At 61.0% G+C, this 14685-nt stretch carries 11 protein-coding genes; 4 read left to right on the forward strand and 7 right to left on the reverse strand.

The annotated features are described in order from the left end of the window. Positions 1-5 precede the first annotated feature (5 nt). From ABD903_RS07145 to ABD903_RS07175, 7 genes are all read right to left on the reverse strand, one after another. Positions 6-1442: a POTRA domain-containing protein gene (locus ABD903_RS07145; RefSeq protein ID WP_345222628.1), complete on the reverse strand. Its 1437-nt coding sequence runs from the start codon at positions 1440-1442 to the stop codon at positions 6-8. Positions 1443-1446: 4 nt separating this feature from the next. Beyond that, positions 1447-2127 (reverse strand): CBS domain-containing protein, encoded by a 681-nt coding sequence (locus ABD903_RS07150; RefSeq protein ID WP_345222630.1) that lies wholly within the window; start codon positions 2125-2127, stop codon positions 1447-1449. Positions 2128-2298: 171 nt separating this feature from the next. Then, entirely contained in the window at positions 2299-3081 is a 783-nt protein-coding gene (locus ABD903_RS07155) for an alpha/beta fold hydrolase (protein ID WP_345222632.1), read from the reverse strand. After that, positions 3047-3709, reverse strand: coding sequence for an anthranilate synthase component II (locus ABD903_RS07160; protein ID WP_345222633.1), 663 nt, complete (start codon positions 3707-3709; stop codon positions 3047-3049). The genes ABD903_RS07155 and ABD903_RS07160 overlap by 35 nt, the downstream gene beginning before the upstream one ends. Positions 3710-3802: 93 nt before the next feature. Continuing rightward, positions 3803-4321, reverse strand: coding sequence for a CvpA family protein (locus tag ABD903_RS07165; protein WP_345222635.1), 519 nt, complete (start codon positions 4319-4321; stop codon positions 3803-3805). A 150-nt stretch (positions 4322-4471) separates the two neighbouring features. Continuing rightward, complete coding sequence (locus tag ABD903_RS07170) at positions 4472-4933, reverse strand: GatB/YqeY domain-containing protein (RefSeq protein WP_345222636.1); 462 nt, start codon at positions 4931-4933, stop codon at positions 4472-4474. A gap of 59 nt (positions 4934-4992) precedes the next feature. Further along, positions 4993-6018, reverse strand: coding sequence for a hypothetical protein (locus ABD903_RS07175; RefSeq protein ID WP_345222638.1), 1026 nt, complete (start codon positions 6016-6018; stop codon positions 4993-4995). Between the two features lie 116 nt (positions 6019-6134). Here ABD903_RS07175 and ABD903_RS07180 point away from each other — a divergent pair, with 116 nt between their 5' ends. The 4 genes from ABD903_RS07180 to selD all read left to right on the forward strand — a co-directional run bounded on the left by ABD903_RS07180 (position 6135) and on the right by selD (position 14672). After that, positions 6135-6848, forward strand: coding sequence for a pyridoxine 5'-phosphate synthase (locus tag ABD903_RS07180; RefSeq protein WP_345222641.1), 714 nt, complete (start codon positions 6135-6137; stop codon positions 6846-6848). Positions 6849-6944: 96 nt separating this feature from the next. Then, positions 6945-8000 carry a tRNA 2-selenouridine(34) synthase MnmH gene (gene mnmH, locus ABD903_RS07185; protein WP_345222643.1) on the forward strand — a complete coding sequence of 352 codons (1056 nt, stop codon included), beginning with the start codon at positions 6945-6947 and terminating at the stop codon, positions 7998-8000. 674 nt (positions 8001-8674) lie between these two features. After that, the gene (locus ABD903_RS07190; RefSeq protein ID WP_345222645.1) at positions 8675-13423 is read left to right on the forward strand and encodes a reprolysin-like metallopeptidase; all 4749 of its coding nucleotides are present in this window, start codon (positions 8675-8677) and stop codon (positions 13421-13423) included. A gap of 196 nt (positions 13424-13619) precedes the next feature. After that, complete coding sequence (gene selD / locus ABD903_RS07195) at positions 13620-14672, forward strand: selenide, water dikinase SelD (protein ID WP_345222647.1); 1053 nt, start codon at positions 13620-13622, stop codon at positions 14670-14672. Positions 14673-14685: the final 13 nt, after the last annotated feature.

Raw genomic sequence — 14685 nt, forward strand, 5'->3', positions numbered from 1 at the left:
AAGAATCAGATGGGGAATTCACTGCGGAAAAAAAAACCACCGAAGCCATGCCGCGTGCGGGTGTACTCCAGGGTAAACACCCGGTCATAATACGTGACCAGGTGCAAGCCGATGCCCACGCTGGCTAACAGTTGGTTGGGCAATTGGTTGGTGCGCGGCACGGTGCGCTCGGCCACGTACCCGGCGTCGGTAAATGTATTCAAATAGAGCTGCAACGGCACCGAGCCGAAGCGGGGGTCGTTGAAAAATGGCAAACGCAGCTCGTTGGCATCGAGCAATCGATACGAGAAGCCTTGGCGCAGCAAGCCGTAATGCCGGCCGTCCACGACGTACGCGTCGTAACCGCGAACCGAGGCCCGTTTGAAACCGAGGGCATGGCTGTCGGTATAAGCCAGGCGCCGGGCAAAGCGTAACCGGCCTTCTGCGCTGGCACTGTAATAGAAACGGCGGCCGAGGTCGAAATACCGGGCATAGCGGCCCAACAAGCTGGTGATGGGCGGGGTATTAGAGCCGAGGAAAGCGCGCTGCGTGAGGCTGAGCTGCACGAAGCGGCCCGTGAGCGGATACGCGAAAGTATTTCGCTCGTTCACGGTTCGGCTAAGCACCATATCAACGTAGCGGCGCTGGTTTCCGGACAAGAAATACGTGGGGTTGCGGCGGCTGATAGAGTCACTGACCTGCTCGTTGAAATAAAAGCCTTCGAGAGTAGTGAGGCGCTGTACATCGCGGCGCCAGCGCAGACCGCCCGTTACGTACCATCGCTCAATGGGGAAATCTTGGTCGTCGCGGAACGCAATGAGGCTGTCGTTTCGGGTGGTAAAGTCGAGGGCGTGGCTGCGGTAATACGAGCCGCCAGCTGAAATACCGGCGCCGCGCCGGCCCAATTGCGGTACAGTGTAAAAGAGCTCGTAGCGGCGGTTAAAGCCTAGCTGCAGGTTCCCGCGAATTTCTTCGTTACGCCCACGGAAGTTGCTGCGCACGAGGTATAACCCGTAGTCGATCCGGCGCCACCGGTCAGGCCGATTGTACCAAGCCTTAAAGTTGCGGTCGGCAATGCCCAGAACTGGTACCGGGAAGGTATACCAGCGTTCCTGCACGGCGATGAGCACGATCAACTCGCCGTCGCGGCAGGTTATCTGTTGCTGCACACTGGTGAAAAGGCGCAGGTTAAACAGGCGCAAGCGGTTTTCCTCGAGGCGCCCCGTCAGGCTGGCAACGTTCAACGAGTCACCTTCGCGATAGTCGAGCTCGGCCCGCAGAATCCGTTCTTTGGTAACGTTATTCCCCGCGAAAAGCACTTGTTTAACGCGCACCTTTTGGTACCCCGGGCACTGCGTCAGCATCAGGCTGTCAACCGCAAAACGCCGCAGGCTATCGGGAGCCGCTGGCGCCGTGGACGCAAAGCCGAGCAGCCCGCCCGCTAAAAACGCAGCCGCCAGCACCAACCTAGAAGCTCAGGTAGCGCATCAAGGAATCGAGACGTTCCTGATCGGATTCGGTTATTTCGCTGGAGCCACTGAACTGGGCCGTTATAACGTAGCCGAAACGCTCGAGCGTAGCCACGATGCGGCCCATGCTGCCGGTGTTGATTTTCAGGGTGAGCCGGATGCGGTGCGGCTCAAGCTCGTCCTGGGCCACGTGGGCACTGAGGATTTTGGCGTTGTTTTCCTCCACGTAGCGGCTGATCTGGCTCAAGGAGTAGTCGCGCTCGTCCATGGCCAGCACCAGAATGCCGTTGTCGCCGGCGGCACCCGGCAATTGACCGAAGGCCGCGAGGGTGTCGCCCACAGTCACCACCCCAATGTATTCGCTTTCCTCCCCCAGCACCGGCACCAGCTGCACTTTGTTACGGATGGCCATTTCCATCACGGTATAAAAGTGCTGGTCGCGCTGCACGTGCACGTCGGCAAAGCCAAAGGGCACGGTGGAAAGCAACTGGTCGGGGTCGGCGGCCACATCGATGAGGTCGGCTTCGGTGACCATGCCGCGGTATTCTCGGTTTTGCACCACCGGGAGCTGATCCACGTGGAATTCCTCCAGCCAACGCGCGGCTTTGCCAGCTGAGTCGGAAACCTTCAGCGGGGGAATCATTTGATTAAGCAGGTCTTCGGCGAGCATCGAATGCATGGCGGCTCGGGAAAAGCAGTGGAAAGTGGCAACCGTATAAGCGGCAAGCGCCCGGCAGGGTTTTCGGCTGCCGGGCGTGTTGTGTACGGAGGCGGCGCCCGGAAGCTACAAGGCGGAACGAACTTTTGCCAGCTCGTGCTGCCGGATTTGCCGCTCTTACCGGAAAGATGCCTAAATGCTGGCGGTAGGTTGCAAGACTTCCTGCGCCAAGAATGCACGCAACAGGCGGTTGAACGCCTGCGGCCGCTCCATCATGGGGGCGTGGCCACAATGGTCGAGAAAGTGCAGTTCGGCGCGGGGCAGCAGGCGGTTGAACTCGTGAGCTACTACGGGGGGGGTAATGGTGTCGTTCAGGCCCCAGATTAACAGGGTAGGCACTTTAATCCGACTCAGGTCTTTACCGAGGTTATGCCGCTGCGCCGAACGCGCTATGGTAATGATGCGCAAACACTTGGAGTTGGAATTGGTTATACTGAACACTTCGTCGACCAACTCTTTGGTGGCCACTTTGGGGTCGTAGAACGTGTAGGCTACCCGCTCCTGCACATAGGCGTAGTCGCCGCGGCGGGGGAACGAGCCGCCCATGGAATCTTCGAACAGGCCACTGCTGCCGGTGAGTACCAGCCGTTTTACCTGGGCCGGGTGGCGCAGGGTGTACACCAGTGCCAGGTGGCCGCCCAAGGAGTTGCCGAGCACGGTGGTGGGCTCCTGCAGGCCGAGCGCCTTCACGAAATCCTGCACAAAATCGACCAGGCCGGAAATACCGGCGCGGGTTAGCGGCATTTCGTAGAGCGGCAGCATGGGAATGATGACGCGGTGCTCCCGGGCAAACTCGTCGATGACGCCGCGCCAGTTGCTGAGCGCGCCGAACAACCCATGCAGCAGCAACAGTACTTCCCCGCTGCCTTCGTCTACATAACTAAACCCGCTTTGCTGCTTGATCTGTAATTCCATCGTCAACAATAAGCCCGTGCATAACGGCCGAATTGGGGGCCGCATCCTTGCAATTATACGCAATCCGGACCCAATTGCGCAGCAACGACAGCCCGTGCGCGGTCAGCAGCGCCTCAGGGTGAAACTGCACGCCGTAGAGCGGCAGGGTGCGGTGGCGCAGGGCCATAAGTTCGTGGGGCGGCTCAACGGTTTGGGCCAGAGGCACCAACTCGTCTGGAAGCTCGCGCACTACAAGAGAGTGGTAGCGTGTAACGGAAAAGTAGGGTGGCAGTCCGAGAAACAACGACTCGGCAGGCGCCTGCAGGCGAATTTCGGACACCTTGCCGTGCATAGGGCGAGCCCCGCGGGTTACTTCGGCGCCAAAAAACTCACCCAGCGCCTGGTGCCCAAGACACACCCCCAGCACAGGCAGGCGGTTGTGCACGTGAGCCAGTAGGTCCATCATCACGCCGGCGCGGCGCGGCGTGCCCGGCCCCGGCGACAACACCACGGCATCGGCGTTGAGGGCCAACAACTCCGCCAAAGGCACGTCGTTACGGCGCACGAGTACGTCAATGTTCAGCTGCCGGAAATAATCGAGCAGGTTGAAGGTGAACGAATCGAAATTATCGAGCAGCAACAGACGCATCAGGTCAATGACTGAATGACTGAATGACTGAATGAGTCAATGATTGAATGGTTGTTCTCGCAGCAGAACGACCAGCCATTTGACAATTCAGCCTTAAAACACGTTCCGCAGCGTGCTTAGCAGTTCGGTGGCGAAGGGCATGACTACGCCCACCACATTCAGAGCTACGGGTGTAGCCTGCTGCACCAACGGCAGCAGCATGGAATCGTGTGTGAGTTGCTGACCGATGGGCAGGCCCGCAATACCGGTGGCGTAAAGCACTAGGCTCAGGCCCAATACCCATTTAATCAGCCCCGCTGCCCCGCCCAAAATGTGGTCGAGCACGCCTAGGGGGGTGAGGTGAATGGCGCTGCGCACCATCCCCCCTACCAGATGCACGCCCCAGGCCAGCAAGGCAAACACCAGCACGAACGACACCAGCGGCAGCATCCCGAAGGCTTCGCCCACGTAATGCCGCACCAGCGGAATAGCTGCGCCCAGCAGTTTCAGCCCGCCAATAATGCCCAGCACGAAAGCCAGGAGCGAAACGGCTTCCATCACGATACCGCGGCGGAAGCCTTTCACCGCGCCCACGGCCAGCGGCACCAGCAGGAGCAAATCGAAACCCGACATTTCTGCTTAATGTGAAGGAATGTGGCGGAATGTGGCGGAATGTGGCGGAATGTGGCGGAATGTGCGGAATGTGAAAAATGAGCTGAACATGGCCTTATGCATCGGCAAAATCCCTTTCCTCATTCCGCACATTCAGCCCATTCTCGCACATTAGAAATTGGTGTTGTTGAGCAGGCGGTTTACGGTCTGCGAAATGGCTTTGCCGTCGGCCTGGCCAGACAGTTCACGGGCGGCTACGCCCATTACCTTGCCCAAATCCGAGGGCCCGGCCGCGCCCACGCGCTGAATGATTTCAACAAGCTTATCTACCAGATCGGCTTCTGAGAGCTGCGCGGGCAGGTATTCTTCGATAATGGCCAGTTCTGCCAGCTCTACTTCTTCCAGGTCGGAGCGGAACTGCTGCTGGTAGGTCTCGGCGGCTTCGCGACGCTGCTTGGCGGCTTTGTTCAGCAGCTTGAGCTCGGTATCGGTGGTGATGGCGCCGTGCGCACCCTCGGCCGTTTCGGCCAGCAGAATCTGCGACTTGATGCTGCGCAGGGCAGTCAGGCGGACTTTGTCTTTGGCCAGCATGGCCTTCTTAATATCGGCGTCGATGCGTTCTTTCAGCGTCATAGGGCAAGGAAAAAGAAGTGCAAGATTAGCTTTTTTGGGCGCAAGCGTGGTAGCGGGGGCTAGTCTGTGCTGAGCTTGGTGCGTAACTGCCGCAGAAATTCGGCGCGGTCGTCCACGTACAGCGCTACCTGCTTCGTTTGCCGCCGGATGCCGTAGAGGCCGGTTATGGTTACGGACTCGGCGAAAGTAAGTCGTACGTTGGGCGCGGTGAACAATAGCTTGGCCAGGTTCAGGGTCAGCTTGTCGGGCTCCGGCGTATCCCGTAGCTCGTCGGCATGCACAACGGCCTGCACCGGCACCGCAAAACGCCACGCAAACCCTATGCGCACCAGCAACTGGCCGTTTTCGAGCGTGGCGGGCCGTAGCATTACGGCGCGCAGATGAGCCAACAGAAACACCAGCGTGTACACGTCGAGCACCAGCACTACCACGGCCGCTGTGGCGTTCCAGCGGCTGACCAGCATATGCATGGCCGCCGTTTCAATAACCGACAGGGCGCAACACGTTATAACCAAGGCCAGGAAGCCGGAGTCGCGGTGGTTACTGAAAGCCCTTTGACCGGCTCCTACTTCAGGCCGGGCCCACCAGCCCAGCAAGGCGTAGCGGAACATGACCACTTCCGACACGAGCGGCGCCATGGAACGGCGAAAAACCGCGGCGAAAGCCGCGTTCAGGTTTTCCACGAAATCGGCACTGCGCCGCGCGGCTTCGGCGTAGGCGCGCACCAAACGGCGCAGGTTTGCCACGGCCACCACCAGCACGCCTGCTTCCAGCAACACCAAGCTCTGCCGCGCCCAACCTAGGTACTGCTGCTGGCCGGCCGGAATAAGGTAGTAGCCCAGCGCCAGCGCCCCACCAAACGCGCCTACCACGGTGGTTACCGGTAGGCGGTAGCGCCGCACAATAAAGAAGTAGAACAGCAACGGAATGCCCGCCAGCAGATCGAAAGTTACGGCGGCGGGCAGCGCGGGCTGCAGCGCAAACTGCGGCTGCAGGGTAATAAGCCGCTCCACAAAGAGCAAGGCCAGCAGCAAACCGGCAAACCACAGGGCGGGGCGGTAGTTATAGGCGGGGGTGAGCGTCATGGCGGCGGGCTGGGTCCGGTACGTATCTTTGACGGCCTCTCCTCCGACCGCGGCGCCCCGGCTATTTCCAGCGAAGAAACGGCGCCCCTAGCCCAATCAGCGTAAACCTGCACGGCATGACCAAGCTTAGCGTAAACATAAACAAAATTGCTACCCTGCGGAACGCCCGCGGCCACAACCGCCCCGACGTATTGCAAGCCGCCCGCGACTGTGAACGGTTTGGCGCGCAGGGCATCACGGTACACCCGCGACCCGACGAGCGGCACATCCGCTACCAGGACGTGCGAGACCTGAAACCCATCGTGACCACCGAGCTGAACGTGGAAGGCAACCCCACGCCTGATTTTCTGGACTTGGTGCGCGAGGTGCGGCCCGAGCAAGTGACGCTGGTACCCGATGCGCCCGATGCTATTACCTCAAATGCCGGCTGGGACACCGTGCGGCACCAGCAGCAGCTCATGGGCATCGTGCAGGAACTGAAGTCGTACGGCTGCCGCGTGAGCATCTTCCTCGACCCCGACTTGGATATGGTGAAAGCCGCCGTGGGAACCGGCGCCGACCGCATCGAACTCTATACCGAAGCGTACGCCAGTGGCTACCACCACAACCGCGAAGCTGCCGTGGCTCCCTACCGCGCCGCGGCCGAGCTGGCCCAGCAGCTGGGCCTGGGCCTGAACGCCGGCCACGACCTCGACCTCGACAACCTGGCCTACCTCAAACAGCAGCTGCCGGGTTTGGCGGAAGTCAGCATCGGCCACGCCCTCATTTGCGACGCGTTGTACCTGGGGCTCGAAAATACTGTACAGCTGTACCGCCGGCAGCTCGTTTAAGGAGGACTGAGGAATAACGAAAGTGGAATTGCGTGCTTCACGCCTGCCCGCCTCTACCATTCACCCTTCCTCGTTTCTCATCCTTCATTCCGCCTCATGCCCCGTCTTCCCCTCCACGAGTTCCTATCGGGCCCACCCGACGCCCCCATTTTCGATGCGCGGGCGCCGCTGGAATTCGCGCAGGGTCATATTCCGGGTGCGGTAAGCTTCCCCATCTTTTCCGACGACGAACGGGCCCGCATCGGCACCACCTACAAGCAAGTCAGCCAAGACAAGGCCGTGCTGCTGGGCCTCGATTTTTTCGGGCCGAAGATGAGCCAGATGGTGAAGGAAGCCCAGAAGCTGGCGCCCACTAAGGAGGTGCGACTGCACTGCTGGCGCGGCGGCATGCGCTCGGGCGCCATGCAATGGTTGCTGGAGCTGGCGGGCTTTCGGGTGCATTTGCTCGACAAAGGCTACAAGGATTACCGCCGCTGGGCCCTGGCCGAGTTTGCGCGGCCCCAGCCGCTGCTGGTGCTGGGCGGCCTCACCGGCTCGGGCAAAACCGATGTGCTGCACGCACTGGCCCGGCGCGGAGAATCGGTCATCGACCTCGAAGGGCTGGCCCACCACAAGGGCTCCTCGTTCGGCGCCATTGGCTTGCCGCCGCAGCCCACGCCCGAGCAGTTCGAAAACGAGCTGGCCTGGCAGTTGAGCCAGCTGCCCGCGGGTGTTACAGCGTGGGTAGAAGACGAAAGCCGGATGATTGGGTCCGTACCGCTGCCGGGAGCTTTGTTCGAGCAAATGAGCTTGGCCCCGCTAATCGTACTGCAGGTGCCGCGTCCGGCGCGTACCCGCAAGCTGGCCGGTGAATACGGCAGCCAAGACCCACAACTGCTGCGCGAAGCCATCGGACGTATCCAGAAACGCTTAGGAGGCTTAGCCACCAAGGAGGCCTTGGCCGCCATCGACGCCGGTGACATGGAGAAGATGGTGGACATTGCCCTCGACTATTACGACCAAACCTATAGCCACGGGCTCCGCAACCGCCGGAGCACAAGCACACTGAATGTAGTTTCAGATACCTGCGACCCGGAAATTAACGCCGAGCTGGTACTGCGGGCTGTGCGGGAGCAGCGGCTTACGGGCGCTAATCCCCCGTTGCCGGTTTAACCAACAAAGGTGCACGGCATGTACCTGTATAAGCGGCCGGCACAGCACCGGGTCGTACCTTCTGCCCGTTTATCAGCCGAGTCCCGGCTTTGTAGTTTAAAAGGAGTCCGAATACCACACAGGACTTGGTGAGTCACTAGCAGATCATCAGCCCGTACCCGGTACGCACGCTTTATCAGGAAACCAAACCACGGGGTAACGCCGGCCGGACTCAAAACGCGACTGTTGGTATTTTACTATTCTAGCGTAGAACAATAGAAAGTTATTTTGCAGCAATTCACTATTGTTCCGCTCCGGCCTAAACCCGCTTGAATCCCCGCTTTGAGGCACTTCTGGGCACGCTTTTACGGCTTCATATGGCTGTTGGCTAGCACCATACCGAACACAAAGCCCTAACCAAAAAGGGTTTATTCACTTAACACTATCGTTTTATCTTCCTACATTTGCCAGTAGTTGTATCAGCTTCCGCAAATACGGCCTTTGCCTAACGACGTGCCTTAGAAATCGATTTAGGTTTTTAAAGTACCTGTTACAAGCAGAGGTCAGGAAGCTGAGGCAGCCGCAGGTCGCCTTGCATTATTTCCCGAAGCCCTAGCCCCAGGCCCCATCGCAACATAGGTGCTTGAGCGAAGCTTTGGAACGCCCGTTGTTTTCCACACTTTAGTTCACTGCCAGTGCCCCACTTTTATTCTCCGTTACGGGCCGCGCTTTTTTGTTTGTCGTTAGGGGCCGTTCAGGCCTCGGCACAGCAACGCCCTGCGGCTAATCCCTGGCGCGACGAAGCCGCTGCCCGCACCGCGGTTCAGTCCGGCCCCTTCGCCAACCGGCTCGCGCATTCCCGCGCCCTAACGCTCGATGTAGCCGCCATGCGGGCTGCCCTGGCCGCCACTCCGCGCGAGAACCTAAGCGCCCGTGGTACCCAGACCGGTGCCGTGCTGACCTTGCCCTTGCCCGATGGCCGCACCGGCCGCTTCCGCATTGTGGAGGCTCCGGTTATGGAACCCGCGCTGGCGGCCCGTTACCCCAGCATTCGTACGTACACCGGTGTGGGCCTCGACGACCCCCTGGCTACCCTCCGCTGCGACTTTACCGCCCAGGGCTTTCACGCCCAAGTACTGTCGCCGGTTTCGGGTTCCATCTTCATCGATCCGGTTAGCCTGACCGATACGCAGCACTACATCAGCTATTTCAAGAAAGACCTGCGCCGCAGCTCGCTCTCGGACATGACGTGCGGGTTTACCCCGACGCCGGAGCAGGCAGCCCAAACGCTGCCCAGCTTGGCCAATGCGGCACAGCGCACCGGGCAGCGCACCATTAGCGCGCAGCGCTCCACCGCCGCCAGCGGCTCCGTGCTGAAAACTTACCGCTTGGCCATGGCCGCTACGGGTGAGTACACGGCAGCCCGCGGTGGCACTGTGGCCTCGGCACTTTCTTCCATCGTGACCAGCGTTAACCGCGTGGTGGGGGTGTATGAGAAGGAGCTGGCAGTACGTATGGTTCTGGTAGCCAACACCGATCAGCTGATTTACACGAACGGTAACACGGACCCTTACTCCAACACCGACGGCAGCCGAATGCTGGGTGAAAACCAGGATAATGTGGATGCCATCATTGGCACGGCTAACTACGACATCGGTCACGTGTTCAGCACGGGCGGTGGTGGCGTGGCCTACCTGCGCAGTGTGTGCAGCAACGTCAAAGCCGGCGGTGTAACGGGTTCCGCGAACCCCACCGGCGACCCTTTCGATATTGACTATGTGGCGCACGAGGTAGGGCACCAGTTTGGTGGTAACCACACCTTTAACAGCTGCGGCAGCCAACGCAACGCCAGCACGGCGTTTGAACCCGGCTCGGGCACAACCATTCAGGCGTACGCCGGTATTTGCGGGGCTACCAACCTGCAGCCCAACTCCGATCCGTACTTCCACTCCGGCAGTTTCGAGGAAATGCGGGCATTTATTGCCTCCACGGCCTGCGGCAGCAGTTCGGCTACCGGCAACACGGCACCCGTAGTAACGGTGCCGGCCAGCGGTAAAACGATACCGGCCAACACGCCCTTTAAGCTTACGGCTGCCGCTACCGACGCCGAAGGAGACGCGGTAACCTACAGCTGGGAGCAAATGGACCTGGGTGCCACGGCAACTCCCACCGCCACGCAGGTGGCCAATGAGACGGTGCCGCTGTTCCGGGTATTTAACCCTACCACCAGCCCTACTCGCTACTTCCCGCGCCTGAGCGATATTCTGGCCGGCACCACCGTACTCGGCGAGCGGCTGCCCACGGTAACGCGCACTCTGAAATTCCGCTGCACCGCCCGCGACCAGCACAACAGCGGCGGTACGCTCGGCGTAATTGGCGGCGTTGATTACAGCAGCTTCGTGAGCCTGAACGTGACGAGCACGGCGGGCCCCTTCGTAATTACGGCCCCGAACACGGCCGTTAGCTGGGCCGGCAACTCCACTCAAACCGTTACCTGGAACGTGGCCAACACCAACGTGGCTCCCGTGAGCTGCGCCGTGGTGAACATCCGCCTCTCTACCGACGGCGGCCTAACCTACCCCACCTTGCTGGCCGCCAACGAGGCCAACGATGGCACGGCTACGGTAGTAATTCCCAACACGGTTACCAGCCAGGCCCGCCTGATGGTGGAAGCCGCTGACAACTACTTCTTCGACCTTTCCGACGCCAATTTCTCCATTACGCCAGCCCCCACCGGCCTAAGCGTAACCAGCTTTACGCCCACCAGCGGCCCGGTAGGCACCACTGTAACGGTTAACGGCGCCGAGTTTACTACCGGCACCGGCACGCTTGGTGTTACCTTCAACGGGGTAGTCGGCACGCCCACCAACGTTACCAATACCAGCTTCCGCGTACTGGTACCCACGGGTGCCACCACGGGCGCGCTAACGGTTACCAAAGGCAGCGCAACAGCTACGGGCGGCGTGTTCACGGTAACGGTGGTAGCTACGGCCGGCTCGAACAGTCCATTGTGTGCGGGCGGTACCCTGAACCTGACGGCTTCGGGCGGTACCTCCTACAGCTGGACCGGCCCGAACGGCTTTAGCAGCACCCAGCAGAACCCCAGCATTGCAAACGCTACTACGGCGGCCAGCGGCACTTACACCGTAACGGTTACCAGCGGCAGCATCAGCGCCCAAGCCAGCACCAATGTAACGGTGGGTGCCACCCCCGGCACTCCTACCATTGTGCCGGTAGCGCCCAGCGTGTGTGCCGGAAACCCGGTTACGCTCACGGCGTTTGCACCCACCAGCGGCTCGATCAGCACGTCATTGGTAAACGAAAACTTCAACGGCACAGCTACTGGCTGGACTGCAACCAATACGACCAGCGGCGGCGGACCAAACGCGGCTGCCGATACCCAGTGGCAACCATACACCGCCAGCGCCATTACGTTGGGCGGCAACCCGTTCTCGGTTGATGGCAGCCCGTACTACGGGGCCGCTTCTGCCTTGGGCGGCAACGGCACGGCCACCCGTACTCAGTTGACTTCCCCGGTATTTAGTGCCGCCAGCTACACCTCGTTGGAGCTGAGCTTCCAGCACCGCTACCTCTACTCGGCCGTTGACGTGGTAGCAGCCGTGGAAATTTCGACCAACGGTGGTGCTACTTGGGTAGCTGCTCCTTTGGTAGACTACAAAACCAGCGGCGCCGACCAAAGCGGTACCGTAACCATTAACCTCGATACTTACGCCGGCCAAAGCAACCTGCGGGTGCGCTGGCGCTACGAGTCCGGCCGCGGAAACATCTGGGCCGTTGACAACGTGCGGATTACCGGCTCGGTGCCGGCGCCCAACACCTACGCCTGGGCGCTGGTGAGCGGCAACGGCTTGCCCGCCACCACCAACTCGGCCAGCCTGACGGTTAGCCCCACCACCACCTCTACCTACCAGGTTACCGTTACCAACAGCAGCGGTTGCACCGGCGTAGGCATTGTGACGGTAAACGTTACCACCGGCCCCACCTGGACCGGCAACGTCTCAACCAGCTGGTCAGAGCCCAATAACTGGACGGGCTGCGGCGTGCCCAACGCTACCTCCGATGCCCGGATTCCAGCCGGCCGCATGCGCTACCCCAGCCTTCCGGCCGGAACCACGGCGCAGGTTCGCACCCTCACCATTGAAAACGGCGGCGGCCTCGTCATCAGCCCCACGGCCACGCTACAAGTGTCGGGCAGCTTTATTGATCTGAACACGAACGCCTACACGGCGGCCGGCACGCTGCAGATGACGGGCACCAACCCCCAGCTGCTGGGCGTGGGCGGTGTTAACAACCTTGTGCTAACCCTAGCTGGCGGCAGCCTCGACCTGGCTACCAACCTCAACGTTAGCGGCACGCTTACCACTACGGCAGGCCTGCTGAAAACCGGAACGTACACTGTTGTTCTGGGCTCTACCGCCTCGTTGGTTGAAACCGATGCCAGCTACGTGTTCGGCAAGGTACAAACCACCCGTACCCTTGCGCCCGGTACCACCGAGTCGTTCGGTAATATGGGTCTGACGCTGGCCCCCGTTACCGGTTCCCTGGCTCCGGGCCAAACGCTGGTTATCCGCACCACCGGCGCTGAGCTGACGGGCGTGGGCAACAGCCGCAGCATCAAGCGTTACTTCGATGTTCGCCCGGCCACCAACACGGGCTTGAACGTGAACCTGACGTTCCGCTACCTGGCCAACGAGCTAAACGGCATCGGCCAGAACAACCTGATGCTGTTCCGCTCGACCACCGGCACCGCCGGCCCCTGGCAGCCGCAAGGCGCTAGCAGCCGCGACGCCGCTGGTTTCAGTGTAACCAAGACCGGCGTAAGCGCCTTCTCGGTGTGGACTCTTGGCGACGGTCTGCTGCCGTTGCCCATTGAGCTGACTGCGTTTACCGCCGAGCGGCGCGGCGCATCGGTACAGCTTAGCTGGACCACGGCCCAGGAGAAGAACAACGCGTACTTCGCTATTGAGCGTAGCCTCGACGGCCTCCGCTTTGCCCCCGTGGGCCAGGTAGCCGGCCAGGGCACCAGCAGTTCCCGCCACGATTACGCCTGGACCGACGCCAGCCTGCCCGTAGCCACCACCCTCTACTACCGCTTGCGTCAGGTAGACACCGACGGCACAGCTACTACCTCGCCCGTGCGCTCGGTAACCCTGCCCGAAACGACTACCGTACTGGCTGCTTCGGTAGCACCGAACCCCTTCGATACCAAGTTGGGCGTAGCGGTTACGGCTCCGGTAGCGGCCCCCGTCACCTTCGTTCTCACCGATGCCGTTGGGCGCGTGCTGTTGCAGCATACCGCCAGCATGGCTGCAGGCTACTCCGAACTGGAAGTTCCCGGCGCGGCCAGCATTGCCCCCGGTGTATACTTCCTCCGCGTGGAGCAAGGCCGCTCTTACCAAGTGGTAAAAGTGGTGAAGAACTAAAGCGTTACATCGCCGCCAACTGGGCTTTTGCCTAGTTGAGGCTTTGCGAACCATGCCGGGCCGGCTGCTTCCGTGGGGAGGCAGCCGGCCCGAGTGGTTTAAGCCCGGGACCTCCTGTACCTTTACTGTACCGGCCGGGAGCATTTACCCGGTGGGCGGTTTGCCCCGTAAGCCGTTTCTACTCTAACCCGACTTCATGCTTCCCGATACCACCGAACAAATTCGGCTCACTCAATACAGCCACGGCGCGGGCTGCGGTTGCAAAATTGCGCCGAAAGTGCTCGACCAAATCCTGCACACCAGCATTCCACAGGTTCCCGATGAACGGCTGCTGGTAGGCAACGCCTCCCGCGACGACGCGGCCGTGTATGACCTCGGCACCGGTCAGGCGCTGATCAGCACCACCGACTTCTTCATGCCCATCGTCGACGATGCGTACGACTTTGGGCGCATTGCCTCAGCCAACGCCATTTCCGATGTGTACGCCATGGGCGGGCGCCCGGTACTGGCCATTGCCGTACTCGGTTGGCCCATCGACAAGTTGCCGCCCGAGGTGGCGCGCCGCGTAATCGAAGGCAGCCGCAGCGTGTGCGCCGAGGCCGGTATTGCGCTGGCCGGCGGCCACAGCATCGATTCACCCGAGCCCATTTTCGGCCTTGCCGTTACCGGCCTGGTCGACATTCCCAACCTAAAGCGCAACGACACTGCCACCGACGGCTGCCTGCTGTACCTCACCAAGCCTTTGGGCGTGGGCATGCTCACCACGGCCCAGAAAAAAGGGCTGCTGCGTGCCGAAGACGCCCAACTGGCTCCGCAGCAAATGATGCAGCTCAACAAATTGGGGGAGCCGCTTGGTCGCTTGCCGCAGGTAAAAGCCATGACCGACGTCACCGGATTCGGCCTGCTGGGGCACCTGGCGGAAGTGTGCGAAGGCAGTAATCTAACCGCTGAAATCGAATTCGCACGCGTACCGCGTATTGCTGCTGCCGAAAGTTACCGGGCCCAAAAGGCCATTCCGGGCGGTACGCACCGCAACTGGGACTCTTACGGCCACAAGATTGCCCCCATCAGCGACGAGCAGCTTCACTGGCTCTGCGACCCACAAACGTCGGGTGGCTTGCTGGTGTGCGTGGCCCCGGATGGCCGGGACGAGGTAGAAGCGCTGTTGCGCGCAGCCGGAGTGCCGGCCGAGCCGTTTGGCATTTTGCGGGCCCACCGCGGCAGTGAGCCTTACGTTCAGGTGCGTTAGATGCGGCGCTTGC

The sequence above is a fragment of the Hymenobacter koreensis genome (genome assembly GCF_039541855.1).
In the GTDB taxonomy this organism is placed as follows: Bacteria; Bacteroidota; Bacteroidia; order Cytophagales; family Hymenobacteraceae; genus Solirubrum; species Solirubrum koreensis.

Coding starts and splice junctions, on each gene's coding strand:
- ABD903_RS07150 (WP_345222630.1), bottom strand. CDS start 2,127: ATGCATTCGATGCTCGCCGAAGACCTGCTTAATCAAATGATTCCCCCG.
- ABD903_RS07155 (WP_345222632.1), bottom strand. CDS start 3,081: ATGGAATTACAGATCAAGCAGCAAAGCGGGTTTAGTTATGTAGACGAA.
- ABD903_RS07160 (WP_345222633.1), bottom strand. CDS start 3,709: ATGCGTCTGTTGCTGCTCGATAATTTCGATTCGTTCACCTTCAACCTG.
- ABD903_RS07165 (WP_345222635.1), bottom strand. CDS start 4,321: ATGTCGGGTTTCGATTTGCTCCTGCTGGTGCCGCTGGCCGTGGGCGCG.
- ABD903_RS07170 (WP_345222636.1), bottom strand. CDS start 4,933: ATGACGCTGAAAGAACGCATCGACGCCGATATTAAGAAGGCCATGCTG.
- ABD903_RS07175 (WP_345222638.1), bottom strand. CDS start 6,018: ATGACGCTCACCCCCGCCTATAACTACCGCCCCGCCCTGTGGTTTGCC.
- ABD903_RS07180 (WP_345222641.1), top strand. CDS start 6,135: ATGACCAAGCTTAGCGTAAACATAAACAAAATTGCTACCCTGCGGAAC.
- mnmH (WP_345222643.1), top strand. CDS start 6,945: ATGCCCCGTCTTCCCCTCCACGAGTTCCTATCGGGCCCACCCGACGCC.
- selD (WP_345222647.1), top strand. CDS start 13,620: ATGCTTCCCGATACCACCGAACAAATTCGGCTCACTCAATACAGCCAC.